Below are 26,098 nucleotides of genomic sequence, written 5' to 3' on the forward strand. Positions count from 1 at the left end.
CGACGACGCTGACACAGCGGATACGTCGCGATAAGGGCCGGATGGGCCACGCGCACACGCGCGGCGGCAGTGATCGTCGTCATGGAGGCCGGCAGGGTCCGCGTGATCGGCACCCACGAGGAGCTGATCGCCGAGGACGGGCCGTACGCACGGCTCGCGGCGACCCAGCTCCTGCTGCCGGCGAGGAACCCCGGCGGGTGAGGGGCGTGCCACCCCGCCCGCGCTACCGGGTGGCCAGCACCAGTGCCAGACCGATCAGCGCCGGAACGGTCTGCACGAAGAGGATCTTCCGGCTGGCCGTGGCTGCGCCGTACGCGCCGGCCACGGCCACGCACGCCAGGAAGAACACCTTGGCCTGGAAGCCCACCGGGTCGGACGCCACGACGCCCCACACCAGCCCGGCGGCGAGGAATCCGTTGTACAGCCCCTGGTTCGCCGCGAGCGCCTTCGTCGCGGAGGCGAACTCGACGCTGGTCCCGAACGCGGCCCGGGCGCGGGGCCCGGTCCACAGGAACATCTCCAGGACCAGGATGTAGACGTGGAGAGCGGCGATGAGCAGCACCACGACGGTTGCGAGGATCGACATGGGCACCAGGCTCGCACACGCGTCAGGGTCCCGATCCCCGGCCCGGGCACGGACTTTGGTGGCACACCTTTGCGGACGCTAGGGTCTGACGCCTTGATGAGGGAGGCGGGAATGGGGCTCATGGACGCGGACCACGCGGGGCTGGTCGTCGCGGCGCAGGCCGGGGACGACCGGGCGCGCGAAGAACTGATCGCCGCCTACCTGCCCTTGCTCTACAACATCGTCCGGCGAGCGGTGAGCGGACACGCCGACGTCGACGACGTCGTCCAGGAAACGCTGTTGCGCGTGGTGCGTGATCTTCCTGCGCTGCGCGCCCCCGACAGCTTCCGCTCCTGGCTGGTGTCGATCACCCTCCGCCAGATACAGACCCATGGGCAGCGGCACCGCGTCCTGGCGGGCCGGACGGCGGTCATCGACGAGGCCGTCCACATACCCGACGCGGGCCCCGAGCCCGAGGACGCGACGATCCTGCGTCTGCACGTGTCGGACGAGCGCCGTCGGATCGCCGAGGCCGGCCGGTGGCTCGACCCCGACCACCGGGTGCTGCTGTCGCTGTGGTGGCAGGAACGCGCCGGACTGCTGAGCCGCGAGGAAACGGCCGCCGCGACGGGCCTCACCGTCGCCCACACCGGCGTGCGCCTGCAGCGCATGCGCGAGCAGCTGGACCTGAGCCGGACGATCGTCGCCGCGCTGGAGGCCCGCCCGCGCTGTCCGCAGCTCGGCGAGACCGTCGCCGGCTGGGACGGTCTGCCTACATCGGTGTGGCGGAAGCGGATCGCGCGGCACACCCGCGACTGCCCGGTCTGCACGGCGACGACGGCAAACCGGGTCCCTGCGGAACTGCTGCTCCTCAGCTTCGCGCCCCTGGCCGTCCCCGCCGGACTCGTCGCCGCGCTGACCGCCAAGGGCCTGCTGTCGGGTTCGGCCGCGAGCGCCGCCGGGCTGGCCACGGCGCCCGTCGCCGTCGGCACGGCGACGGCGACGGCGACGGCGGGAGGCGGTCTGAAGGGCGCGCTGACCGGGAAGCTCCACGTGGTGACCGCCCATCCGCTGGCGAGCCTCGCCGCCGGCGCGGTGCTCGTCACCGGTGCCGCCACCTACGCGGCCTGGCCGGAATCGGCGCACCGGGCGCCCGGCGTCAGCGCCTCTCCCAGGGCCGGCGCTCCCACGGTCGCCGCTCCCCCGGCCGGCGGTCCCACGCCGGTCCCGTCGAGCACCCCCACGTCGGCCGGACCGCCGTCCGCCAGTCCGTCCGCGGCCGCGGGCACGGTTCCGCTGGGCGCGCACTCACTGGAGTCCGTGGACGAACCCGACCTCTACCTGACGTATTCCGGCGACTTCGCGACGCTGGGCGGGGTCTCCGCGTCCAGCAGTGCGCAGGCGCGGCAACGCGTCACGTTCACCGTGGTCCGGGGGTTGGCCGACACACGGTGCGTCACCTTCCGTGCGGCCGACGGCCGTTATCTGCGGCACCACCTTCTGCGGCTGCGGCTGAGCACCGACGACGGCAGCGAACTGTTCCGCAAGGACGCCACCTTCTGTCCGCGCCCCGGGGCGGTCGCGGGGTCGGTGACCCTGCACTCCCACAACTACCCGGGATCGGTCATCCGCCACCGCGACGGCGGCATCTGGCTCGACGGCTCCGACGGCACTCGGGCCTTCGCCGGCCAGGCCTCCTTCGTCGTCCGCAAGGCCCGGTCCTGAGAACCGCTCCGTGACCATTCCGGGCCGGGCCGCGCGGTGACGGCCTGCGAGCCGCCCGCGTGCCGCCGCGGGTCCGGGGCCGCTCCCCGCACGGCGACCGCCCATCGGTGCCGTGGGAGACACCCCCGCTGAGCAGGGCGACCTGTCCTCCCCCACCCACGGCCGGACCGCGGGGCCCGGCGTAACACTTTTCGGCTGCGAGATCCATCACGGGGCGATCGCCGGGGGTGGCGCCGCTTTTCCGTTACGCGGCCTCGCGTTCGGGAGCCTCCACTTCGTGGGGGTTCTTCCCGCCGCTCATCTCTCGAGCCGGCGTGAGGGGTCCCCCACCTCCCGACCGCACATCCGCAGAAGAAAGCCCCCCATGACGCGACACACCCGTGAACCCCGCGCGACCCGTACGCAGGACCGGCGCCTCGTCCTGCTCCGCACCCGCCCCGCGGCGGACCAGGCCGTACCGGCCGGCGCACCCGCGGTCACACACCCCGAGGCCGCCCGAGACCAGCGAGGAGCAGCATGAAGGGCCTGCACCGGCGCGGCCGGCGCCGCCGGACACTGACGATCGGACTCTCGGCCGCGGCGCTGGTGGCGGGTGTCGTGACGCTCCTCCCCAGCTCCGCCGGAGCCGCGACGCCCCTGGGCACGCAGGCGGCGCCCTCGGGCAGGTACTTCGGCACCGCCGTGGCCGCCGGCAGGCTCGGCGACGCGAGGTACGCGGCCGTCCTGGACCGGGAGTTCAACATGATCACCCCGGAGAACGAGATGAAGTGGGACGCCGTCGAACCGTCCCGCGGCAGGTTCACCTTCGGCCCGGCCGATCAGATCGTCAACCGTGCGGCGGCGCACGGCCAGCGCCTGCGCGGCCACACCGCGGTCTGGCACTCCCAGCTCCCGTCCTGGGTCAGCTCCATCGGCGACGCGAACACCCTGCGCGGCGTGATGAACAACCACATCACCACCTTGATGACCCGCTACAAGGGCAAGATCCACTCCTGGGACGTGGTCAACGAGGCGTTCGCCGACGGCTCCACCCAGCACCGCGCCTCGGTGTTCCAGAACGTGCTGGGCAACGGCTTCATCGAGGAAGCGTTCCGCACCGCCCGGGCGGCCGACCCCTCGGCCAAGCTCTGCTACAACGACTACAACATCGAGAACTGGTCGGACGCCAAGACCCAGGGCGTCTACAGCATGGTCAAGGACTTCACGTCGCGTGGCGTGCCGATCGACTGCGTCGGGTTCCAGAGCCACTTCGGCACCGGCGGCCCGCCGGCGAGCTTCCGGACCACCCTGGCCAACTTCGCCGCCCTGGGCGTCGACGTCCAGATCACCGAGCTGGACATCGCCCAGGCGTCACCGGCCCACTACGCGAGCACGGTGAAGTCCTGCCTGTCCGTGGCCCGGTGTACCGGGATCACGGTCTGGGGGATCCGCGACAGCGACTCCTGGCGCAAGGGCGAGAACCCCCTGCTGTTCGACGACAACGGCAACCCCAAGGCCGCCTACACCGCCGTCGTGAACGCCCTCAAGACGGCCCCCGGAACCGGCACCGGCAACGGCACCGGCACCGGCACGATCAAGGGCGTCGCCTCCGGCCGCTGCATCGACATCCAGGGCTCCACCACCGCCAACGGGACCCAGGCGCAGCTGTGGGACTGCCACGGACGGACCAACCAGCGCTGGACCCACACCGCCGGCAAGCAGCTGACGATCTACGGCAACAAGTGCCTGGCCGCCAAGGGCAAGGGCACCGGCAACGGCACCGCGGTCGTCATCGCGGACTGCGACGGCGGCGCCGGCCAGCAGTGGAACGTCAACACCGACGGCACCATCTCCGGGGTCCAGTCCGGACTGTGCCTCGACGCGGTCGGTGCGGCCACCGCCAACCGCACCAAGATCCAGCTGCACACCTGCTGGTCCGGCGGCAACCAGAAGTGGACCGGCCCGTCCGGGACGCCGGCCCCGGCCACGCCCGCGCCGACGGGCACGTGTGCTCTTCCGTCGACGTACCGGTGGACGTCGACGGGTGCGCTGGCGCAGCCGGCGAACGGGTGGGCCTCGCTGAAGGACTTCACCCACGTGACGTACAACGGCAAGCACCTGGTCTACGGGTCGAACTTCTCGGGCTCCTCCTACGGCTCCATGATGTCCGGGCCCTTCACGAACTGGCCGGACATGGCGTCGGCCCGCCAGACCGCGACGGGCCAGGCCGCGGTGGCCCCCACACTGTTCTACTTCGCGCCCAAGAAGATCTGGGTGCTGGCGTACCAGTGGGGGGCGTGGCCCTTCATCTACCGCACGTCGACCAACCCGGCCGACCCGAACGGCTGGTCCGCGCCCCAGCCGCTGTTCACCGGCAGCATCCCCCGTACCGAGTCCCCCACCGGCCCGATCGACCAGACGCTGATCGCCGACGACCGGAACATGTACCTGTTCTTCGCCGGTGACAACGGCAAGATCTACCGGGCGAGCATGCCGATCGGGAACTTCCCGGGCAACTTCGGCTCCTCGTACACGACGGTCCTGAGCGACGCGCCCGACAAGCTGTTCGAGGCGCCGCAGGTCTACAAGGTCCAGGGCCAGAACCAGTACCTCATGATCGTCGAGGCGAAGGGCGCGAACCAGACGCGCTACTTCCGCTCGTTCACGGCATCCAGCCTGAGCGGCTCGTGGACCCCGCAGGCGGGCACCGAGAGCAGCCCCTTCGCGGGCAAGGCGAACAGCGGCGCCACCTGGACCAACGACATCAGCCACGGTGACCTGGTCCGCGACAACCCCGACCAGACGATGACCGTCGACCCCTGCAACCTGCGGTTCCTCTACCAGGGCAAGGCGCCCACGGCGGACGGCCCCTACGACCGACTGCCCTACCGGCCGGGTCTCCTCACCCTGCAGCGCTGACCCGCCCCGATCCACAGTGATACGCAAGGAGAACGACTCCCCATGAAGAACCCCACGAGCGGCGAGCGCCGCGGACGTCACCGCCGTCACCGGATCGGGACCGGAGTGCTGATCGGTGTGCCCGCCGTCCTCGTGCCGTACCTCCTGTACGTGCAGGACGACTCGCAGGCCGCGACGGTCGACGGCGACGCCTACTACCGGCTGGTCTCCGTACGCAGCGGCAAGGCGCTGGACGTCAACGCCTTCTCCACCGCCGACGGCACCCGCATCCAGCAGTGGACCGACCAGAACACCGCCAACCAGCAGTGGAAGCTGCGACCCACCGGGGACGGCTACTACGAGCTGGTGAACCGCAACAGCGGCAAAGTGCTGGGCATAGCCGGCGACTCGACCGCCCAGGCCGCCGCCGCCGAGCAGCAGGCCGACGGCTCCTCCGCCTCCCAGGAATGGCGGATCGACGACGTGAGCGGTTCCGACGCCGTCGTCCTCACCTCCCGCAAGAGCGGCCAGGTCCTGGACGTCTCCGGCGGCTCCACGGCGGACGGCGCGGCAGTCGTCCAGTACCGCGGCCACGGCGGCACCAACCAGCAGTGGAAGCTGGTGAAGACGGCCGGGACCAAGGCGCCCGGATCCGGCCCGTACACGTGGCGGAACGCCCAGGTGGTGGGCGGCGGCTACGTCACCGGCCTGGTGTTCAACCCGCGGGAGAAGGGCCTGCTGTACGCGCGGACCGACATGGGCGGCGCCTACCGCTGGGACGCCGGGGCCGAGCAGTGGATCCCGCTCACCGACTGGATCGGCGAGAAGGACTGGAACCTGCTGGGCATCGACGCGCTGGCCACCGATCCCGTCGACGCCAACCGGCTCTACCTCGCCGCCGGGACCTATACCAACGACTGGGCGGGCAACGGAGCGATCCTGCGCTCCAAGGACCGCGGGCGCACCTTCCAGCGGACCGACCTGCCCTTCAAGCTGGGCGGCAACGAGGACGGCCGCGGGGCGGGCGAGCGGCTGGCCGTCGATCCCGCGAACAACGGCACCCTGCTGCTGGGCACGCGCAAGAACGGCCTGTGGCGCAGCACCGACCACGGCGCGACATGGAGCCAGGTCCCCTCGTTCCCCGTCAAGAACGGGGCGGGCAGCGGCGCGGGCATCTCCTTCGTGACGTACGGCCCGGCCGGCAGCAAGACGGTCTACGCCGGCGTCGCCGACAAGTCCACCTCCCTGTACCGCTCCACCGACGGCGGCAGCACCTGGCAGGCCGTCCCCGGGCAGCCGACCGGCCAGATGCCGCAGCACGGCGTGCTCTCCGGCGACGGCTCGCTGTACCTGACGTACACCAACGCCCTCGGCCCCAACGGCGTGACGGGCGGCTCGGTGTGGAAGCACACGCCGGCCACCGGGGCGTGGCAGAACGTCTCCCCCTCCCAGGGCAACTACGGGTTCTCCGGCCTGGCCATCGATCCGCGCAAGCCCTCCACGGTGATGGTCACGACCCTCGGCCGCTGGTGGCCGGAGGACGAGGTCTACCGGACCACCGACGGCGGCGCGACGTGGAAGGCCCTGGCCGGCAAGTCGGTGCGGGACGCCTCCGCCGCGCCGTACGTGGGTACCGGGACGGGACACTGGATGACCGCCCTGGCCATCGATCCCTTCGACTCCGGGCACGTGCTGTACGGCACCGGCAGCGGCATTCTGCGCAGCAAGGACGCCAACGCCTCCGACAGCGGCGGCACCAGCCACTGGAGCGTGGGGGCCCGCGGGCTGGAGGAGACCGCACTGCTGGACGCGATCGCCCCGCCCGGCGGCGCCCAGGTCATCACGGCCATGGGCGACCTGGGCGGATTCCGCCACGACTCGCTGACCGAGGTGTCCGCCGGGCGGCTGAACAACCCGATGATGACCAACAGCACCTCCATCGACTTCGCGCAGTCCAACCCCTCGATGATGGTCCGCGTCGGCCGTGGCGGTGCGCAGGACGGCGCCTACTCCACCGACGGCGGGCGTAGCTGGAACGGCTTCGCGTCCGAACCGGTGGCCGGTGCCGACACCGGCCGGGTGGCGCTCTCCGCCGACGGTTCGGCCATCGTCTGGACGCAGGCCGGCCAGGCCCCGTACCGCTCGACCGACAAGGGAGCGAGCTGGTCGAAGGTCGGCGGCCTGGGCGCCGGAGCCCTCGTCGTCGCCGACCGCTCCTCGGCCAGGACGTTCTACGCACTGGCCGGCGGCACGCTCTACGCCAGCACCGACGGCGGGGCGACCTTCAGCGCCCGGGCCGCCAACCTGCCCGGCGACGGCCGGCTCAAGGCCGTTCCCGGGGTCGAGGGGGACCTCTGGATCGCCGGCGGCGGCCAGGGGCTCCTGCACTCCACCGACGGCGGCCGCACCTTCACCAGGCTCGCCCCGGTGAAGTCCGCCTCCGCCCTCGGCTTCGGCAAGGCGGCACCGGGCGCCTCCTACCAGGCCCTGTACCTGATCGGCACCGTCAAGGACGTCACCGGGGTCTTCCGCTCCACCGACAAGGGCGCCACCTGGCTCCGCGTCAACGACGACGCCCACCAGTGGGGCAGCATCGGCGGCACCGGCGTCATCACCGGCGACCCCGACACCTACGGCCGCGTGTACGTCGGCACCAACGGACGCGGCCTCCTGTACGGCGACCCGTCCTGACCCCGCCGCCCGGGCGGGACCGCAGGCACCCCCGTGCCGAAGCGGCCCCGCCCGGGCGACGGCACCGCAACCGCCGGCGCGAGCGGAAGCCCGCCACCTCAATGGCTCACCAGCACCCGGCCGCGTACGAGAAACTGAACCCGACAGCCGGGATGCATCAGCTCACCGAGCGCCCGGCACGGTCCATCGCGCGACTGGCGCCGAACCACCACACCCCTCAGGAGTCCGCCAATGCCAACACCGACCCTCGTGGTGGTCAGCGGTCCACCCGGCACCGGAAAGACCACCCTCGCGCGCAGACTGGCGCAGGAGCTCGGATGTCCCGCGATCATCCGTGACGAGATCAAGCAGGGCCTGGTCATCAGCACCTCGGGGCACCATGCCAACGGAGACGGCTCCCTCAACGTCCCGGCCATGCACGCCTTCTTCGACACCCTCGGCGTGCTCCTCCAGGCCGGCGTCAGCGTGGTCGCCGAGGCCGCGTTCCAAGACCGCCTCTGGCGCCCGGGCCTCGAACCCCTCACGAAGATGGCCGATCTCAGGATCATCCGCTGCACCACCCCTACGCCCACCATCATCGACCGCATGACCGAACGCGTTCGCTCCGATCGGCACCGCGCCGCCCACGGCGACCGCGAGCTCCTTTCGGACATCGCGGTGGGCGCCTACGACCCGGAGCAGTTCGAGGACATCTCCCTCGACGCCCCGACGCTCCGGGTGGACACGTCCGATGGCTACCGTCCAGGGGTGGCCGAGATCTCGGCCTTCGCCCAACTGCGTTGAGTGAAGGGATCCCGGACCGTTCGCCGCTGCGTCCGCCGCCGGCCCAACCTCGCCCGCCCCCGAGCCGGTGGGCCGGCGGTTCAGCCGCCCGCCACCTGGGCGTTGCCGGCGTAGCTGCCGCGACGGTGGAGCAGGCCGTCCGGGACGGGGCTCATCAAGGTCGACCCTGCCCGGGTGAGCGGTTGCCACCCGAAAACGATCAAGGGGCCGTTTTGGATTGCTCCAAAACGGCCCCTTGATCTGCGACTCTTTCGAGTCGGGACGACAGGATTTGAACCTGCGACCCCTTGACCCCCAGTCAAGTGCGCTACCAAGCTGCGCCACGTCCCGTTTACTGCTTTGCGCCCTTCACCTGGGGTTTCCCCTCGTGCCGGGCACATGCAGAACATTACCCCACGCCGAGGGGTGTGTGTGCACGGGTGATCGGCGGCGGGCAGGATGGCTCGGGTGAGCGAACGGGATCGGGACCGGGACGGTGAGGGGCGGGCGCGCAGTGCGCGGCCGCGGGACGGGCTGGGGCGGCCGCTGCCGTACGGGGCCGAGGGGGTGGAGCGGCAGCCCGAAGGGGTGGTGCGCACGCCGGCCGGGACGGTGGCGGAGGCGCAGCGGCTGCTGGACGGCGGAATGCCCTTCCACGCGCACGAGGTGTTCGAGGACGCGTGGAAGTCCCGTCCCGGGGCGGAAGAGGCCCTGTGGCGGGGGCTGGCGCAGCTGGCGGTGGGGCTGACGCACGCCGCGCGGGGGAACTCCGTCGGCGGGGCGCGGCTGCTGCGGCGCGGGGCCGCCGCCCTGGCCGGGTACGGGGAGGCGTACGGGATCGACGTGGCGGGGCTGGCCGGGTGGGCCCGGGCGCTGGCGGGGCGGGTGGAGGCCGGGGAGTGGATCGACGCGGCGGCCGAAGCCCCCCGGCTGACCGGGCCGCCGGGTACCGCTTAGGCGGGCTGGAGCAGGTCCCAGCGGTTGCCGTAGAGGTCCTCGAACACGGCGACGGAGCCGTACGGCTCGTGGCGCGGCTCCTCCAGGAAGCGGACGCCCTCCGCCGTCATCCGGGCGTGGTCGGCCGCGAAGTCGGCGGTGTAGAGGAAGAAGCCGACGCGGCCGCCCGTCTGGTCGCCGACGCGGGCGCGCTGGGCCTCGTCCTTGGCGCGGGCCAGCAGCAGGGCGGACTCCTTGGCGCCGGGCGGGCGGACCACGACCCAGCGGGAGCCGTCCGGCCGGGGGGTGTCCTCGGCGAGTTCGAAGCCGAGGGCGCGGGTGTAGAAGTCGATGGCCTCGTCGTAGTCGTGGACGACGAGGGCGGTCAGGGCGATGTGGGAGGGCATGGGCCTATTGTGCGCCGAGGAGGACGACTTCCAGGGTGCGGGGGCCGTGCACGCCTTCCACCCGGTCCAGTTCGATGTCGCTGGTGGCCGAGGGTCCGGAGATCCAGGTCAGCGGGCGGGTGGGGTCGAGGCGTTCGAGGGCCTGCGGGACGGAGTCCACGACCTGGCCGGGGACGCGGACCACGCAGATGTGGTGGTCCGGGATCAGGGTGATGCGCCGCCGGCCCTGGTCGGGGCCGCCGTCGAGGACGAGGGTGCCGGTCTCGGCGACGGCCAGGGCGCAGCCGGTGACCACGCTGTCGACGCGGTCCAGGTCGTACGGGGTGGAGTCCGCGCGGTCGTGGACGAGGGTCGGGTCCGCGGCGGAGAGCCATTGCGGGGGCAGGGCGGGCGGGACCAGGACCGTGCGGGAGCCGCGCTGGGCGAGCAGCCGCGCGAGCAGCGGGGGGAGGCCGTCCTCGTCGGTGCGGTGGACCTTCGCCCGGTACTCGGTGAGGTGGGCGGCGAGCAGGTCGGCGCTCTCGGCCGGGGTGCGGGTTCCGTGGACGCGGAGGTAGTCGCGGGGGACGGCGGGGTCCGGGCCGGAGGCGGCCCTGCGGATGCGGGCCAGGATGCGGTCCTTGCTGCTCACGGTCGGTTCCCCCGTTCGCGGGTCCACCAGTCGCGGAAGGATTCCGCCGGGATCTCGGGCAGTTCGCGGGTGTCGGTCCAGGCGCGGCCCGGCCCCGGCAGCCGGCGCGGGCGCAGCCGGCGGGCGCGGGACAGCAGCCGCTCCCCGGCCCGCAGCGCGCCGGGGCGGTCGAGGAGGAGCCGGGCGGCGCGCATGGCGGCCCGTTCGGCGGTGTGGCCGTGCGCGGGCCGGATCCGTACGCGGACGCCCTCGCGGGTCACGGGCCCGCCCTGGACCACGCGTTCGCGGAGGTGGACGAGGACCTCGGGGATGTCGATGGCGACCGGGCAGACCTCGTAGCAGGCGCCGCACAGGGTGGAGGCGTAGGGGAGGCTGGCGTCGATCGCGCTGCCGGTGCCGCGGAGTTGGGGGCTGAGGACGGCGCCGATGGGGCCGGGGTACACGGAGCCGTAGGCGTGGCCTCCGGCGCGTTCGTAGACGGGGCAGACGTTCAGGCAGGCGGAGCAGCGGATGCAGCGCAGGGCCTGGCGGCCGGTCTCGTCGGCGAGGGTGTCGGTGCGGCCGTTGTCGAGGAGGACGAGGTGGAAGGCGGAGGGGCCGTCGCCGTCGGCCCCGTTCGTCGGCCCCGTTCCGGTCCACATGGTGGTGTAGGGGTTCATCCGTTCGGCGGTGGACGAACGCGGCAGGGTCTGGAGGAAGACCTCCAGGTCGCGGAAGGTGGGGACGACCTTCTCGATGCCGACGACCGAGATGAGGGTTTCGGGCAGGGTCAGGCACATGCGGCCGTTGCCCTCGGATTCGAGGACGACCATGGTGCCGGTCTCGGCGACCATGAAGTTGGCGCCGGAGACGGCCACTTTGGCGCGCAGGAACTTCTCGCGCAGGTGGAGGCGGGCGGCTTCGGCGAGTTCGCGCGGGTCGTCGCCGAGTCCCTCGGGGGCCGGCCGGCCCCAGCCGGCCATCTCGGAGCGGAAGAGGTCGCGGATCTCGCCGCGGTTGCGGTGGATGGCGGGGACGAGGATGTGCGAGGGCCGGTCGTGGGCCAGCTGGACGATGAGCTCGGCCAGGTCGGTCTCGTAGGCGGCGATCCCGGCGGCTTCCAGGGCTTCGTTGAGGCCGGTCTCCTGGGTGGCCATGGACTTGACCTTGACCACCTCCCGCTCCCCGGTGGCGCGGACCAGGCCGACGACGATCCGGTTGGCCTCGTCGGCGTCGACGGCCCAGTGCACGGTGCCGCCGGCCGCGGTGACGGCGGCCTCCAGCTGGAGCAGGTAGCGGTCGAGGTGGCGCAGGGTGTGGTCCTTGAGGGCCTTGCCCGCCTCCCGCAGGCGGTCCCAGTCGGCGAGTTCGGCGACCGCGCGGGCCCGTTTGTCCCGGATGGTGTGGGTGGCGTGCCGGAGGTTGGCGCGCAGTACGCCGTCCCGTACGGCCTCGCGGGCGGCGGCGGGGAACGGCGGGAAGGCGGGCATGCCGAGGTGCGTACCGGTCATGGCAGGGGGTCCTCCTCCGTGGCGGCCAGGATCTCGGCGAGGTGCAGGGTGCGCATGGGGTCCCCGGCGCGGTGGAGGATGCCGCCGAGGTGGGCGAGGCAGGAGTTGTCGGCCCCGCACAGCACCTCGGCGCCGGTGGCCCGGGCGGCGGCGGTCTTGTCGGCGCCCATCGCGGCGGACACGTCCGGGTTCTTCACGGCGAAGGTGCCGCCGAAGCCGCAGCACTCCTCGGCGCCGGGCAGCTCGACCAGTTCGAGGCCCTTGACGGCGGCCAGCAGCCGCCGGGGGCGTTCGCCGAGGCCGAGGGAGCGCAGGCCGTGGCAGGAGGGGTGGTAGGTGACGGTGTGCGGGAAGTACGCGCCGACATCGGTGACCCCGAGGACGTCCACGAGGAACTCGGTCAGTTCGTGGATGCGCGGTACGAGGCCCTCCGCGAGCTCCGCCAGCGCGCTCCCCCGCCCCTCCTCGGCGGCCTTTCGGCCCATGCGGGGGTAGTGCTCGCGGATCATCGCGGCGCAGGAGCCGGAGGGGGTGACCACGTGGTCGTGGCCGGCGAAGGCCTCGGCGGTGCGGCGCAGCAGCGGCTCGGCCTCGTGGCGGTAGCCGGTGTTGTACTGGGGCTGGCCGCAGCAGCTCTGGGCGGCGGGGAAGTCCACTTCGACGCCGAGGCGCTCCAGGAGCCGTACGACGGCGATGCCGGTCCGGGGGTACAGCGCGTCGTTGACGCAGGTGACGAACAGGGCGGCGCGCATGATGGGCACAATAGCCCGGTGAAGAAGTTCTCAGTCATCGGCATAGGCGCGGGCGACCCTGACCACCTGACCCTCCAGGCGGTCCGGGCGATCGGCGCGGCGGACGCATTCCTCATCCTGGAGAAGGGGGAGGAGAAGTCGGACCTGACCGGTCTGCGGCGGGCGATGCTCGACGCGCACGCCCGTCCCGGCCACCGGCTCGTGGAGGGCCGCGATCCGGACCGGGACCGCACCCCGGCCGACTACACCCCGACGGTGGACGGCTGGCGCAGCGCGCGGGCCGAGATCTTCGAGCGGTTCATCGCGGAGGATCTGGCGGAGGGCGAGACCGGGGCCTTCCTGGTGTGGGGCGACCCCTCGCTGTACGACTCCACGCTGGCGATCCTCGACGAGGTGCTGGAGCACGGCCGGGTGGCCTTCGAGCACGAGGTGGTGCCCGGCATCAGCAGCGTGTCGGCGCTGCTGGCCAGGCACCGGACCAATCTGAACCGGGTCGGGCGGCCGGTCCAGATCACCACCGGCCGCCGGCTCGCGGAGGGCTGGCCGCAGGACGTGGACGACGTGGTGGTGATGCTGGACGCCCGGCACGCCTTCACCGCCCACCTGGACCAGGACCTCTACATCTACTGGGGTGCCTACGTCGGCACACCGGACGAGATCCTGGTCCAGGGCAAGCTGGCCGATGTCGCGGGCCGCATCGAGGAGCTGCGGACCGAGGCCCGGGCCCGCAAGGGCTGGATCATGGACACCTACCTGCTCAGGCGCCCCTGAGGAAGCCGGGCAGGGCCGCGGCGAGGCGCTCGTACTCCTCGGCCCGGTTGTAGAGCTGCCCGCAGACCCGGATGCCGCCGCCGCCCGGCCGTGCCCAGATCAGCACGCGGATACGGAGCTTCGCCGCGAGTTCCTCGCGCATGGCCGCGGCGGCGTCCTGGGTCTCGGCGGTGCCGGGCGGCAGCAGCAGCGAGCGCATGGCCACGCCCGGGGTGTGCGGGAGCGGGGTCAGGCCGGGGACCCCGGCGAGCAGTTCCGCCCCGTAGGCGGCGAGGGCGCTGTTGTGGGCGCGGACCCGGTCGGCGCCGAGCCGCTCGATGAGGTCGAGGCCCTCGGGGGCGGCCAGCCAGCCGGTGTAGTCGGCGGTGGCGCGGTACTCGACGGAACGCGGGAAGCCGTGGTGGTCCTGCCAGGACGGGGAGAAGGAGCGGACCCGGTCCCGGTGGGCGGGGGCCACGGCGAGGAGGGCGGTGCCGGAGGGCGCGTACCCCCACTTGTGGAGGTTCCCGAACCAGAAGTCGGCGCCGGCGGGGACGGGCGCGGCCAGCATGCCCGGGGTGTGGGCGCCGTCGACGACGGTGGTGATGCCGCGGGCGGAGAGCTCGGCGAGGAGCCGGGGTCCGGCGATGAGGCGGGCGGTGGGCGAGCTGACGTGGTCGAGCAGGGCCACCTTGGTGCGGGGCGTGAGCGCGGCCAGCACGGTCTCGCGTACGGCGTCCTCGTCGGGCAGGCGCGGGTCCAGGGCGACGGTGGTCACGCGGGCGCGGCGGGCGGCGGCCGCGGTGACGGTGCCGTAGCCGTGGTCGGTGGTGAGGACCTCGTCGCCGTCGGCCAGCGGGATGGCTTCGAACGCCAGGTTGGCGCCCTCGGTGGCGTTGGAGACGAACGCGAGGCCGTCGGGGTCGGTGCCCAGCCGGGCCGCGATCCGCGCGCGGGCGCCGGCCAGCCGGTCGGGGAGGCCGTGGAAGAAGGCGTCGGGGTCGGCGTGGGCCTCGGTCCGCAGGGTCTCCTGCGCTTCGAGGACGGGCAGCGGGACCGCTCCGTAGGAGCCGTGGTTGAGGTGGGCGACGGCGGGGTCCAGCCGGAAGAGGCCGGGGCCGCCGGGGAAGGCGGGCGGGGCGGAGGGGACGGACGGCGCGGGCACGGGTACCTCCGGACGGGACGTGTCGGGTGCGGACTCCGTGGCCCGCACCCGGAGCATGCGGGCTCGCGCGCGGGGACGGAAGGGCCGCCTGGGCCGAATTGGCCTGCCCGGCCGCGGGCGGTCCCCCGGCGGCGGGCCGGCTCCCGGGCCGCGGGTCCGTCACCCGCCCGCGGGCCCGTCCCCCCGCCTGAGGGCCGGTCTCCGGGCCGGCGTCCGGTCACCCCGGGCGGCCGCTCGTCGCCGCGTAGTACTGGAGGTCCTGCACCGGTACCTCGTGGTCCGCGGGGTACGGCAGTTCCACCCGTACGGCGGCCTTACCGGCGCGGGCCACCTCCGCCGCGCTGGTGCCGGGACGCAGCGGCAGCAGTTCGGCGTGGACCCCGGCCGGGGCCCGGTGTTCCCGCGCGGCGGAGCCGACGACGCTGCGGACGGTCGCGGGCTCTGTCAGGAAGCTGAGCACCTCGACCGTGTCCCGGGCGGCGGCGCTGCCCTTGCGCAGGGACATCAGCAGCGACTGGTCGCCGGTCGGGTCGGCGGCCGCGAACTGGGTGCGGCCGGTGAGGTAGAGGGTGTCCCGGACGATCGGGGGCCAGCCGCCCGTCTTGAAGCGGGTCAGGTAGTAGGAGGTGAGGTCCAGGTACGCGTGGCCGTTGTTCCGGGACGGGGCGAACTGGCTGCCCTCGGAGTAGTCGTTCCAGGTGGTCAGCTGGACCCAGTCGGCGCCGTCCTCGATGGCGTGGGTCCACGTGGCGCGCAGGGTGGCCGTGTTGCCCGCCTCGTCGTAGACGCCCTGGTTCGGGCGGGCGTCCTGCACGGAGACGGGCTGCATCCAGATCTTGCCCTGGCCGTGCGCCCGCCGGACGTCGGCGGCGGTGCCCTCCTGGCCCGCGTAGCTGCGGCTGCCCCACTCGGAGAACCCGTGGCTGATGGGTGCGAACGCTTCGTGGTGCGGGCCGAAGCCGAGGAAGAGGGGGACGAAGGCGGTGCGGATCCCGTGCCTCGACCTCAGCTGGTCCAGGACGCGGCGCCACCAGTCGGCGCTCTTCTGCTCGGCCTTGAACGGTGACACGACGAGTCGGCCGTCGTCGAGCCGGTGCGCGGCCGGGTGCCCGCCCAGGGCGGCCAGGGCCCCGGCGATCACGGCGGGGTCGTCGGTGTCCAGGGAGGTCATGTCCGGCATCAGCATGACCTTGAAGGCGGGGTCGACCGCGTGGGCGGCCCGCATCAGCAGGCCCGCGCGCTCCCAGTTCTTCCCGGAGAGGGAGAGCAGGTCGAGGGTGAAGCCGTCGATGCCCGCGTTCCGGGCGGTGCGGACCTCCTGCTGGAGGTTGGCGTACTCCCAGTCGCCGTCCTTCGGAGGGACGGGCAGCGGGCGGTCGCGGAGCAGGCCGCCGTACCGCTGGTGCTTGCCGTTCTCTCCCCGGGGGTCGAGGTAGTGACGGGTGTAGTAGTCGGTTTGGGTGCTCGCGTTGTCCAGGGAGAGCGGGTACGGGGTGAAGTAGTGGGCGAAGACCAGCTTGCGGCCGCCGGCGGCGGAGCGCAGCGCGTCGGGCGCGGGAAGGTCGAAGGGCAGGGCTCCGGTCGGACGGGCCGCGCCGGCGGTGGCGCTCGGGGCCGTGGTCCCGGCGGATGACGGTGCCGGGTCCTCGTGCTCCGCGTCCGGGCCGGTGGCGGAGGGCGCGGCGGACGTGGCGGCGGGTCCGGTGGAGGAGGGCCCGGGGGCGGGCCGGGCGAGGTCCTGGCCGGCCGCGGCCGTGAAGGGGTTCCAGGCGATGCCGGCCGCGGCGCAGACACCGGCCAGCAGGAAGGTGGTGACCAGCAGGGCGAGCCGGCGCCCGGGCGGACGCGAGCGGGGCCGGTGGGACGGGGGTCCGTGCCGGTGCCCTGTCATCTGGATCCCTCCCCTGGACACGCCCCGCCGCCGGGGCTGTTCAGCAGTAGAGCGGATTACCGCCACGCGGACAACCGTTCACCGGGAGCCGGGTGCGGCGACGGGGCCGGGATCCCCGGTCCCCGCGATGGAACACGCCATTCCCCTGGCCCCGCCGCTGATTTGACGCATAATCATCTCCACGCGGCGCGAAACAACCCTCACGCCGCACCGGGTCACGCATGCGACGGGGGGCATCGTGATGATGGGCGACTCCAGGCCTGCGCCACCGGGCGGAGCGACAGGAACGCTGCCGGCCACCTCCACCGAACTCTCCCGGCTGCTCACCGCCGTGCGGCGGGGCCGGGTGCTGACGGTGACGGGCCGTTTCCACGAGCCGCGGAGCCTGCTGGTGCGGGACGTGGCCCGGCGGCTCTCGTCCAACTTCTGCGACGGCGCCGCGGTGGTCACGGTCAGTCCGGACGGCGGCGTACGCGGCCTCGTGGCCGCGCTGGGCTGCGTACCGGGGATGCCCTTCCTGCCGTGCGGGACGGCCAACGCGGCCTCCTGGCTGGCGGAGCGGGACGTGCTGCTGGTCCTGGACGGCAGCGACCGGCTCGGCCCGGAGGCGCTGACCTGGCTGCGGGAGCTGCTCGCCGCCGCGCCCGGGCTGCGCATCCTGGCCGCCGGCCGGCATCCCCTCGCCGTGGGCCAGGGCCGGGTGCACCGGCTCTGACCCCGCGCTGCCGCCCGCCGGGGCCCGCGCCCGGAAACGGGTCCGCCCCGGCCGGGCACGGGGCCGGCCGGGGCGGAACGCGTACTGCCTGCTGCTGCGGGCGTCAGCCCAGGAGGGCGAGCGCCTGGTTCAGCGTCGCGGAGGGACGCATCACCGCGGCCGCCTTGGCCGGGTCGGGCTGGTAGTAGCCGCCGATGTCGGCCGGGGAGCCCTGCACCGCGTTGAGCTCGGAGACGATGGTCTGCTCCTGCTCGGCCAGCGTCTTGGCGAGCGGGTCGAAGGCGGCGGCCAGCTTCGGGTCGTCGATCTGGCGCGACAGCTCCTGCGCCCAGTACATGGCGAGGTAGAAGTGGCTGCCGCGGTTGTCGATGCCGCCGAGGCGACGGGTCGGCGACTTGTCCTCGTTGAGGAAGGTGCCGGTGGCGCGGTCCAGGGTGTCGGCCAGGACCTGGGCGCGGGCGTTGCCGGTGGTGGTGGCGAGGTGCTCGAAGCTCGCGGCCAGGGCGAAGAACTCACCGAGGCTGTCCCAGCGCAGGTAGTTCTCCTTGACCAGCTGCTGGACGTGCTTCGGGGCGGAGCCGCCGGCGCCGGTCTCGAAGAGGCCGCCGCCCGCCATCAGCGGGACGACCGACAGCATCTTGGCGCTGGTGCCCAGCTCCAGGATCGGGAAGAGGTCGGTCAGGTAGTCGCGCAGCACGTTGCCGGTCACCGAGATGGTGTCCTCGCCGCGGCGGATGCGCTCCAGGGAGTACTTCGTGGCCTCGACCGGGGAGAGGATCTCGATGGTCAGGCCGTCGGTGTCGTGCTCCGCGAGGTACGTCTTGACCTTGGCGATCAGCTGCGCGTCGTGGGCGCGGGTCTCGTCGAGCCAGAAGACGGCCGGGGAGCCGGTGGCGCGGGCGCGGGTGACGGCGAGCTTGACCCAGTCCTGGATCGGCAGGTCCTTGGTCTGGCAGGCGCGGAAGATGTCGCCGGCGGCGACCTCCTGCTCGATGACGACGTTGCCCGCGGCGTCGACGACGCGGACGGTGCCCGCGGCGGCGATCTCGAAGGTCTTGTCGTGGCTGCCGTACTCCTCGGCCTTCTGGGCCATCAGGCCGACGTTCGGCACCGAGCCCATGGTGGCCGGGTCGAAGGCGCCGTGGGCGCGGCAGTCCTCGACGACGGCCTGGTAGACGCCCGCGTAGCTGCTGTCCGGGAGGACGGCGAGGGTGTCGGCCTCGGCGCCGTCCGGCCCCCACATGTGGCCGGAGGTGCGGATCATGGCCGGCATGGAGGCGTCGACGATGACGTCGGACGGCACGTGCAGGTTGGTGATGCCCTTGTCGGAGTCGACCATCGCGAGGGCGGGGCCCTCGGCGATCTCGGCGTCGAAGGAGGCCTTGATCGCGTCACCGTCGGGGAGGGCGCCCAGGCCGTTCAGGATGGTGCCGAGGCCGTCGTTCGGGGACAGGCCGGCGGCGGCCAGGGTCTCGCCGTAGCGGGCGAAGGTCTTCGGGAAGAAGGCGCGGACCACGTGGCCGAAGATGATCGGGTCGGAGACCTTCATCATCGTGGCCTTGAGGTGCACGGAGAACAGGACGTCCTCGGCCTTGGCGCGCTGGATCTGGTCGTTCAGGAAGGTGCGCAGGGCGTCGACGTGCATGACGGACGCGTCCACGACCTCACCGGCGAGGACCGGTACCGACTCGCGCAGCACCGTGGTGGCGCCGTCGGCGGCGACGTGCTCGATGCGCAGCGTGCCGGCCTCGGACATCACGGCGGACTTCTCGGTGGAGCGGAAGTCGTTCTCGCCCATGGTGGCGACGTTCGTCTTCGACTCCGCGCTCCAGGCGCCCATGCGGTGCGGGTGGGCCTTGGCGTAGTTCTTCACCGAGGCGGGGGCACGGCGGTCGGAGTTGCCCTCGCGCAGGACCGGGTTGACGGCGCTGCCCTTGACCTTGTCGTAGCGGGCGCGGATCTCGCGCTCCTCGTCGGTCTTCGGGTCGTCCGGGTAGTCCGGAAGGGCGTAGCCCTGGCCCTGGAGCTCGGCGACGGCGGCCTTGAGCTGCGGGATGGAAGCCGAGATGTTCGGCAGCTTGATGATGTTGGCTTCGGGGGTCTTCGCCAGCTCGCCGAGCTCGGCGAGGGCGTCGGCGATCCGCTGGCCCTCCTCGAGGTACTCGGGGAAGACGGCGATGATCCGACCGGCCAGGGAGATGTCACGGGTCTCGACATTCACACCGGCCGTCGACGCGTACGCCTGCACCACGGGCAGGAAGGAATACGTCGCGAGGGCCGGGGCCTCGTCAGTGTGCGTGTAGATGATGGTCGAGTCAGTCACCGGATGCTCCGCTCCACAGTCTGCGTCTCTCGTCTGCAACATTGCTCGACATCAAGATATCTCGTGATCGGGGCTGTCCGGACAGCCCCCTCCCGCAAGACGTGGCGAGACGCGCGTCACGGGAACGCGAAAGGCGCCGCCGCCGGCCCCGTGGGCCGGCGGCGGCGCCGCCGTGTCGCGCCCGTCAGACGGTGAGCTGCTTGGGGTTCGCTCCGTACTGGTTCGGTCCGGCGTCACCCTCGATGGCCATCAGGACGATGATCCCGATCCAGCCGACGAAGGGGATGAGCCCGACCAGGTACCACCAGCCGGACCTGCCGGTGTCGTGGAGGCGGCGGACGCTGAGCCCCAGGGTGGGGAGGAGGACGCCGAGGTTGTAGAGGTAGAAGACGACCGGGTAGCTCCCGAGCGCGAGGTCGAGCGCGATCAGGACGACCATGACCGGGATGCTGCACAGGACGAACATCCAGTATTCCCGGCGGCGCGCACGGCCGGAGAAGTCCGCGTAGCGCTTGATGACGTCGACGTAGTAGTGCACGAGTCCCCCCTAAGGACGGCATCGACGGCCCCTCGGCCTGAAAAGGGGGCCGGGCCCGCTTTATGCCCTCCGGCCACCACGTTCAAGCCACCACGGGACACTTGCACAAGGCCAACCGCGTTGGTTTCAAAGGGAGTTGAGCACGCATGCGACGGGTGTGCCGGCAGGGGCGGGGCTTGCGTCAGCCGATGCGGCCGGGCGTCCGGGACGCCAGGCGCTCGCGCAGGGCGGCCTTCGCCGCGGGCCACTCGGGGCGGGTGAGCGCGTAGATCACGGTGTTCCGGACGTGGCCGTCCCGCATCACCATGTGCTGCCGCATGATCCCCTCCTCGGTCGCACCGAGACGGGCGATCGCGGCGCGCGAGGCGGCGTTGCGCTCGTCGGTGAGGAGCTCGACCCGGTTCATCCCGAGCTCCTCGAAGGCGTGCGTGAGCATCAGCAGCTTCGCCTCGGCGTTCACCCCGGTCCGCTGCCAGGTCCGTCCGAGGAAGGTCCAGCCGATCTCCAGCCGCCGGTGCTCCGTATTGATCATCATCAGCCGGGTCGAGCCCGCGATCCGGCCCGTGGCCAGGTCGACCGTGGCGTACGCCCCCTCCCGGCCGGCCTCGCGCGCCGCGACGGCGTCGGCGATGAAGCCGCGCACGTCCTCCGGGCGCGGCACGAGGGTCACGGCGAGTTCCCACAGGGCCCCGTCCCGCACGGCCTCGCACAGGCCGTCGTGGTGCCGGTGGTCCAGCGGTTCCAGCCGTACCCGCTCGCCGGTCAGTTCCACCGCCAGCGGGTCCGTCCCCGCCCCTGCCGCCCGCGTCCGTTCCACCATGTCCGGCCTGCCCGTTCCCATCGGTTCCCGTGCTGTCGAGCGGACCCTACGCGGCGGCCCGACCGGCTTCACCCGGGTTTCCGGACCGGGACGGGCCGGCGGGGGTGGCGTTCCGGGCCGGTGCGGCGTGCGCGTGCGGCGTTCCGGCCGGTGCGGCGTGCGGTCAGATCCAGCCGTTGCGCCGGAATCCCCGGTGGATGAGGAAGCAGGCGACCGCCATCACGCAGAGGACCAGCGGGTACCCGTACGTCCAGCGCAGCTCGGGCATGTGGTCGAAGTTCATGCCGTAGACCCCGCAGACCATGGTGGGCACGGCCACTATGGCCGCCCACGCCGTGATCTTGCGCATGTCCTCGTTCTGGGCGACCGTCACCTGCGCGAGGTGGGCCTGGAGGACGGAATCGAGGAGGCCGTCGTAGGCGCCGATCTGCTCGGTGGCGCGGGTCAGGTGGTCGGCGACGTCGCGGAAGTAGGCGCGGACCTCCTGCGGGATCACCGGTATCGGCTGCGTCGCCAGGTGCTGGAGCGGACGGTCGAGCGGGGCCACCGCCCGGCGCAGCTCGAGGAGTTCCCGCTTGAGCTGGTAGATCCGGCCCGCGTCGCCGCGTCCGCCGTGGTCGCTGAACACGGCCGTCTCCACGGCGTCCATGTCGCTCTGCACCGCGTCCGTGACGGCCACGTAGTCGTCGACCACGTGGTCCGCCATGGCGTGCAGCACGGCGGCCGGGCCCTTGGCCAGCTGCTCCGGATCGGCTTCGAGGGCTTCGCGGACGGGGCCGAGGGTGCCGCGCCCGCCGTGCCGGATGGTGATGACGAAGTCCTGGCCGATGAAGGCCATCAGCTCGCCGGTCTCGACCACCTCGCTGGTCGCGGTCAGCTCCTCGTGCTCGACGTAGCGGACGGTCTTGAAGACGGCGAAGAGGGTCTCGTCGTAGCGCTCCACCTTGGGCCGCTGGTGCGCGTGGACGGCGTCCTCGACGGCGAGGGGGTGAAGGCCGAAGAGGTCGGCGAGCCCGGCGAGCTCCTGCTGCGAGGGTTCGTGCAGGCCGATCCAGACGAAGCCCCGGCCGGTCTTGCGGACCCTGCGCAGCGCCTCCTCGGCCTCGGCGCACCCGTCCTGGCGGATGCCGTCCTGGTAGACCACGCAGTTGACGACGGCGCTGCCGAGCGGGGAGCGGGCGGGGTGGCTGAGGTCGACGGCCCGCCGGTAGCCGCGGCGCACGGCACGGCGCAGGTTGCTGAACATGGACACGGACGTACTCTCCTTCGGCGGATCAGCGGCCAGTCTGCCACCGACCCGCCGACGGCCCGCCACGCGCCCGCGCCCGGGGTCCCCGGGGTGCCCGGGGTCACGCCCGGCGGCCCGTGCGGCGACGCGGCCCAGGGCGGGCCCTGACGACAGGCCTAGCAGGCCGGGGAGGAGCCCTTCTGGCGGGTGAGGTCGCGGTTGTACAGCCAGCCGGTGGTGTTGGTGCCGTCCACGCGCACGAACGTCCACTGGTTTCCGTACGAGTTGACGATGTAGCAGTGGTACCAGAGCTTCGTGCCGCTCTTGACCAGGGTGCCCTTCGCGCACTGCTGGTACGGCGCGGCCAGCAGGTGGTGGTCGCCGGAGATGTAGCCGTAGGTGCCCGGGGTCGGGTCCCGGTGGGTCCAGCCGGCGCAGCCCGTGGGCACGGGGCTGGGCTTGCCCGGGGCGGGCGAGGAGGACTTCCCGGAGGGCGACGGCGTGCCCGGCTTCTTCGAGGCGCTCGCGGACGGCTTGGCCGTGGGCGCCGAGCCGGAGGGCGAGGGGGCGGGGGCGGGGGTGTCCCCGCCCGGCTGTCCGCCGGGCGCCGGGGAGCCGCCGGGCGCGGGTGTGGGCGCCGCGCTCCCCCGGCCCTGGCCGCCGCCGGAGGTCACGGCGTAGGTGACGCCCCCGGCGGCGAGTACGGCGACCACCGCGACGGCCATCACCGCGCGGCTGCGGCGCCGCGCCCGGTCCACGGCCGCCGAGGCGGGCCGGGTGGTGGCCGTGAGGGGCTGACCGCTCGGGGGGCCCTGCGGTGGGAAGCCGGGCTGGGGGGCGGGACCGTACGGCTGCGGAAACGGTACGCCGCCGGGGCCGGCCGCGGGCGGGGGCCCGAAGCCGGGAACCGGCGCGGGAGCGTACGGGGACGGCGGCACTGGGACCGGCGGCACGGCGGCGGACGGCTGCGCGGGGGCGGCACCGCCCGCCGCCACCTGCTCCAGCATCGCGCGGGCCCGCTCGGCGGTGGGCCGGTGCTCCGGCTCCTTGGCCATCAGCTCCCGCAGCACGGGGGCGAGAGGCCCCGCCCGCCGGGGCTCGGGCAGCGGGTCGCCGACGATCGCGGCCAGCGTGGACCACACCGAGGTACGGCGGAACGGCGACAGGCCCTCCACCGCCGCGTAGAGGGTCATCCCGAGCGACCAGATGTCCGAGGCCGGACCGGGCTCCCTGCCCTGCGCGCGCTCCGGCGGCAGGTAGTCGAGCGAGCCGACCAGCTCGCCGCTGCGGGTCAGCTTCGCCAGGGCCTCGTCGCCGGAGGACTCGATCGTGGCGATGCCGAAGTCCGTGAGCACGACCCGGCCGCCCCGCTCCAGCAGGACGTTCCCCGGCTTCACGTCCCGGTGCAGGACGCCCGCCCGGTGCGCGGCGTCGAGCGCGTCCATCAGCTTGGCGCCGATCGCGGCGGCCTCGTACGGGTCGAGAGCACCATGCCGCGTCACCACCTCGTCGAGGGAGGGGCCGTCGACGAGTTCCATGACGATGACGGGCAGGCCCTGCTCGTGGGTCACGTCGTGGACGGTGACCACGCCTTCGTGCCGGATGCGGGCGGCGGCCTGCGCCTCGCGTTCCATCCGGGTGCGCAGGTCGGCCAGTTCGGCGTCGCTGGAGTCGGTGTAGGCCCGCAGGACCTTGACGGCGACCTCGCGGGCGAGCAGTTCGTCCACGGCCCGGGCGACCACGCCCATGCCGCCGCGGCCGACCACGGAGGTCACCCGGTAGCGCCCTCCGAGCACCTTGCCGACGAGGTCCCCGTCGTTCGCTTCCCCCGTTTGGCCCGCTGGCACCACATGCTCCGTTCCACGACCGGTCGTCCGTCTCGACGATCTACGGGGCACAAGCGTAGATGCACCACCGGCGGGCGGGCCGGGCGGCCGCCCCCAGGCGACACGGCCAAGGTCGTCTCTCTCGGATCTTGCCGGTTAGGCCCGCGTTTCCCCCAGGTGCCGCGCCTCGCAAGGCGGAGCGGCTCCCGATTACTGGACGTCCTCGGTGCCGCGACAACGCGGCGAGGTACGGTGCCGGGCAGCGCGGGCGAGGCAAGATCCGGAAGAGACGGCCTAGCCGCCGGTGCGCGGCAGATGGGCCTTCGCTTCCCGGTAGCCGGCGCTGCCGGGACGCTCGGCGGGGGCGTAGAAGAGGTTGAGCACGCCGGTGCCGAAGGCCTCGCTGGAGAGCAGTTCGAGCGGGACCGCGGGCCCGCCCTCCTCGAAGAGGCGCATGCCCTTGCCCAGCACGACCGGGTGGACGAGCAGCTGGAGGCGGTCCAGCAGCCCGGCGGCAAGCAGTTGGCGGACGACGGAGACCGAGCCGCTCATCACGATCGGGTCCTCGCCCGGCTCGTTCTTCAACGCCGTGACGGCCTCGGTGAGTTCCCCGTCGAGGCGCTCGGAGTTGCGCCAGCCGGAGTCGAGCGGCTGCCGGGACACGACGATCTTCCGGGCGTCGCCGAGGCGCCGGGCGAAGTCGGCGTCCTCTCCCCCGGCCGCTTCCCGATCGGGCCAGGCCCCCGCGAAGCTGTCGTACGTCCTGCGGCCGAGGAGCAGGGTGCCGGCCGATCCGACCACGGCGTCGACGGCCGCGCCCATCCGGTCGTCGAAGTAGGGGAAGTGCCACTCGTGGGGCGCCTCCACGACGCCGTCGAGCGAGATGAACAGCTCTGCGGTGATCTTCCTCATCCTGGCGCTCCAGGGAGTCGGTCCTCTCCCTCCAGTAGACGCCCGGGCGCGGACCGCCACACCCGGGCCGTCCCGTCCGTCCGGCTCACGGCCCCGCGGCCGACGCCGGGCACGCTTCGCCTCAGGCCGGCCGCAGCTCCTCCATGGCCGTTTCGGCGACCACCCGGGCGACCAGTGCCAGCGCGGGCGAGTCCAGCTTCCACTGCTGCCAGTACAGCGGTACGTCCAGCCACCGCCCCGGCGCCAGCGGTACCAGCGCCCCGGCCTCCAGCAGCGGCTCCGCCTGCGGTTCGGGGACGAGCCCCCACCCGAGGCCGGCGACCACCGCGTCCCGGAAGCCCTCCGAGGTGGGTACGAGGTGCCGCGCGGCGGAGGCCGGCGCGGCGCCGCCGGTCAGCGCCCGGACGAAGTCGTCCTGGAGGACGTCGCGCCGGTCGAAGACGATCAGCGGGGCCTCCCTCAGGTCCCGGGCCGGGGCCCCGGTCAGGTGCCGGGCGGCGAAGTCCGGGCTGGCCACCGGCAGGTACCGTGCCAGCCCCAGCGCCCGTACGGTGCAGCCGGCCACCGGGTCCGGGGAGGAGGTGACGGCCGCCATGACCTGCCCCTCCCGCAGCAGGGCGGTGGTGTGGGACTCGTCCTCTCGGTGCAGCTCGAAGCAGATCGGCGGCTCCTGAGGCACCCGGGTCAGCGCGGGCAGGAACCACGTGGCCAGCGAGTCCGCGTTGACGGCGATCGGCATCCGGACCGGCCCGAGCCCCTCGCCCATCCCCATCCCGAGCTCGGCGCGCGCGTCCCGCTCCAGCCGGGCCAGCTGCCGGGCGAAGCGGATGACCACCTCCCCCGACTCCGTCGCCCGCACCGGCTTGGTCCGCATCAGCAGCACCCGCCCGGTGCGCTGCTCCAGGGCCTTGACCCGCTGGCTGACGGCGGAGGGCGTCACGTGCAGGGCCGCGGCGGCCGCGTCGAAGGTGCCTTCGTCGACGACCGCGAGCAGGGTCCTCACCTGCTCCAGGGGAAGCTCGTCCATCACGACCGCTAATGATACGTAAATATCTTTAGCTGTACTCAGCGACGCGCCGTCCTTACGGTCGGAG

General features: G+C 73.0%; 22 protein-coding genes and 1 tRNA gene. 8 read left to right on the forward strand and 15 right to left on the reverse strand.

Going from position 1 to position 26,098, the window contains the following annotated elements:
- Positions 1-223 precede the first annotated feature (223 nt).
- The gene (locus ACZ51S_RS06590) at positions 224-586 is read right to left on the reverse strand and encodes a DUF1304 domain-containing protein (RefSeq protein WP_388931354.1); all 363 of its coding nucleotides are present in this window, start codon (positions 584-586) and stop codon (positions 224-226) included.
- A gap of 111 nt (positions 587-697) precedes the next feature.
- Between ACZ51S_RS06590 and ACZ51S_RS06595 the strand changes: the two genes are divergently transcribed.
- The 5 genes from ACZ51S_RS06595 (at position 698) to ACZ51S_RS06615 (ending at position 8,641) form a co-directional block, all read left to right on the forward strand.
- Positions 698-2,290, forward strand: coding sequence for a sigma-70 family RNA polymerase sigma factor (locus tag ACZ51S_RS06595; protein ID WP_468802517.1), 1,593 nt, complete (start codon positions 698-700; stop codon positions 2,288-2,290).
- A gap of 364 nt (positions 2,291-2,654) precedes the next feature.
- Entirely contained in the window at positions 2,655-2,810 is a 156-nt protein-coding gene (locus ACZ51S_RS06600) for a hypothetical protein (RefSeq protein WP_388931348.1), read from the forward strand.
- Positions 2,807-5,188, forward strand: coding sequence for a non-reducing end alpha-L-arabinofuranosidase family hydrolase (locus ACZ51S_RS06605; protein WP_468959947.1), 2,382 nt, complete (start codon positions 2,807-2,809; stop codon positions 5,186-5,188). Before ACZ51S_RS06600 ends, ACZ51S_RS06605 begins: the two co-directional genes overlap by 4 nt.
- Positions 5,189-5,230: 42 nt before the next feature.
- Complete coding sequence (locus ACZ51S_RS06610; RefSeq protein ID WP_468959950.1) at positions 5,231-7,858, forward strand: RICIN domain-containing protein; 2,628 nt, start codon at positions 5,231-5,233, stop codon at positions 7,856-7,858.
- 231 nt (positions 7,859-8,089) lie between these two features.
- Entirely contained in the window at positions 8,090-8,641 is a 552-nt protein-coding gene (locus ACZ51S_RS06615; protein WP_468477756.1) for a P-loop nucleotide/nucleoside kinase family protein, read from the forward strand.
- A 256-nt stretch (positions 8,642-8,897) separates the two neighbouring features.
- Here the strand turns inward: ACZ51S_RS06615 and ACZ51S_RS06620 are convergent.
- Positions 8,898-8,971: transfer RNA gene (locus tag ACZ51S_RS06620), tRNA-Pro, on the reverse strand.
- A 117-nt stretch (positions 8,972-9,088) separates the two neighbouring features.
- Here ACZ51S_RS06620 and ACZ51S_RS06625 point away from each other — a divergent pair.
- Entirely contained in the window at positions 9,089-9,577 is a 489-nt protein-coding gene (locus ACZ51S_RS06625) for a DUF309 domain-containing protein (protein ID WP_468477755.1), read from the forward strand.
- Here the strand turns inward: ACZ51S_RS06625 and ACZ51S_RS06630 are convergent.
- From ACZ51S_RS06630 to ACZ51S_RS06645, 4 genes are read right to left on the reverse strand one after another with little or no spacing between them, the layout of a single operon-like run.
- Positions 9,574-9,963 carry a VOC family protein gene (locus tag ACZ51S_RS06630; RefSeq protein WP_468477754.1) on the reverse strand — a complete coding sequence of 130 codons (390 nt, stop codon included), beginning with the start codon at positions 9,961-9,963 and terminating at the stop codon, positions 9,574-9,576. The two genes, ACZ51S_RS06625 and ACZ51S_RS06630, sit on opposite strands and share 4 nt — an antisense overlap.
- Positions 9,964-9,967: 4 nt before the next feature.
- Entirely contained in the window at positions 9,968-10,594 is a 627-nt protein-coding gene (locus ACZ51S_RS06635) for a LutC/YkgG family protein (protein WP_468477753.1), read from the reverse strand.
- Positions 10,591-12,084: a lactate utilization protein B gene (locus ACZ51S_RS06640; RefSeq protein WP_468889293.1), complete on the reverse strand. Its 1,494-nt coding sequence runs from the start codon at positions 12,082-12,084 to the stop codon at positions 10,591-10,593. The genes ACZ51S_RS06635 and ACZ51S_RS06640 overlap by 4 nt, the downstream gene beginning before the upstream one ends.
- Complete coding sequence (locus ACZ51S_RS06645) at positions 12,081-12,836, reverse strand: (Fe-S)-binding protein (RefSeq protein ID WP_468959952.1); 756 nt, start codon at positions 12,834-12,836, stop codon at positions 12,081-12,083. The genes ACZ51S_RS06640 and ACZ51S_RS06645 overlap by 4 nt, the downstream gene beginning before the upstream one ends.
- An 18-nt stretch (positions 12,837-12,854) precedes the next feature.
- On the opposite strand from ACZ51S_RS06645, the gene cobF reads away from it, so the two are divergent.
- Positions 12,855-13,607, forward strand: a complete 753-nt coding sequence (cobF, locus tag ACZ51S_RS06650; RefSeq protein ID WP_388931198.1) for a precorrin-6A synthase (deacetylating) — start codon at positions 12,855-12,857, stop codon at positions 13,605-13,607.
- Here cobF and ACZ51S_RS06655 read toward each other — a convergent pair.
- Both ACZ51S_RS06655 and ACZ51S_RS06660 read right to left on the reverse strand, forming a co-directional pair.
- Positions 13,594-14,751 (reverse strand): aminotransferase class V-fold PLP-dependent enzyme, encoded by a 1,158-nt coding sequence (locus tag ACZ51S_RS06655; protein WP_468477750.1) that lies wholly within the window; start codon positions 14,749-14,751, stop codon positions 13,594-13,596. The two genes, cobF and ACZ51S_RS06655, sit on opposite strands and share 14 nt — an antisense overlap.
- A 217-nt stretch (positions 14,752-14,968) precedes the next feature.
- Positions 14,969-16,642, reverse strand: a complete 1,674-nt coding sequence (locus ACZ51S_RS06660; RefSeq protein WP_468959954.1) for a glycoside hydrolase family 71 protein — start codon at positions 16,640-16,642, stop codon at positions 14,969-14,971.
- A gap of 241 nt (positions 16,643-16,883) precedes the next feature.
- On the opposite strand from ACZ51S_RS06660, the gene ACZ51S_RS06665 reads away from it, so the two are divergent.
- Positions 16,884-17,357: a hypothetical protein gene (locus ACZ51S_RS06665; RefSeq protein WP_468802512.1), complete on the forward strand. Its 474-nt coding sequence runs from the start codon at positions 16,884-16,886 to the stop codon at positions 17,355-17,357.
- 103 nt (positions 17,358-17,460) lie between these two features.
- Here the strand turns inward: ACZ51S_RS06665 and ACZ51S_RS06670 are convergent, their stop codons facing one another.
- The 7 genes from ACZ51S_RS06670 to ACZ51S_RS06700 form a co-directional block, all read right to left on the reverse strand.
- Positions 17,461-19,680: an NADP-dependent isocitrate dehydrogenase gene (locus tag ACZ51S_RS06670; RefSeq protein WP_468477747.1), complete on the reverse strand. Its 2,220-nt coding sequence runs from the start codon at positions 19,678-19,680 to the stop codon at positions 17,461-17,463.
- 184 nt (positions 19,681-19,864) lie between these two features.
- Positions 19,865-20,218, reverse strand: coding sequence for a DUF805 domain-containing protein (locus tag ACZ51S_RS06675; protein ID WP_468477746.1), 354 nt, complete (start codon positions 20,216-20,218; stop codon positions 19,865-19,867).
- A gap of 181 nt (positions 20,219-20,399) precedes the next feature.
- Entirely contained in the window at positions 20,400-21,038 is a 639-nt protein-coding gene (locus tag ACZ51S_RS06680; RefSeq protein WP_468802511.1) for a GNAT family N-acetyltransferase, read from the reverse strand.
- A 163-nt stretch (positions 21,039-21,201) separates the two neighbouring features.
- Complete coding sequence (gene corA, locus ACZ51S_RS06685) at positions 21,202-22,284, reverse strand: magnesium/cobalt transporter CorA (RefSeq protein ID WP_468960201.1); 1,083 nt, start codon at positions 22,282-22,284, stop codon at positions 21,202-21,204.
- Positions 22,285-22,442: 158 nt separating this feature from the next.
- A complete protein-coding gene (locus tag ACZ51S_RS06690; RefSeq protein ID WP_468889283.1) occupies positions 22,443-24,116 on the reverse strand; it encodes a serine/threonine-protein kinase in 1,674 nt (557 codons plus the stop codon).
- 270 nt (positions 24,117-24,386) lie between these two features.
- Entirely contained in the window at positions 24,387-25,004 is a 618-nt protein-coding gene (locus tag ACZ51S_RS06695; protein ID WP_468477743.1) for a dihydrofolate reductase family protein, read from the reverse strand.
- A gap of 121 nt (positions 25,005-25,125) precedes the next feature.
- The gene (locus ACZ51S_RS06700) at positions 25,126-26,031 is read right to left on the reverse strand and encodes a LysR family transcriptional regulator ArgP (protein ID WP_468477742.1); all 906 of its coding nucleotides are present in this window, start codon (positions 26,029-26,031) and stop codon (positions 25,126-25,128) included.
- Positions 26,032-26,098: the final 67 nt, after the last annotated feature.

It is taken from the genome of Streptomyces sp. NPDC034043, assembly GCF_055575675.1.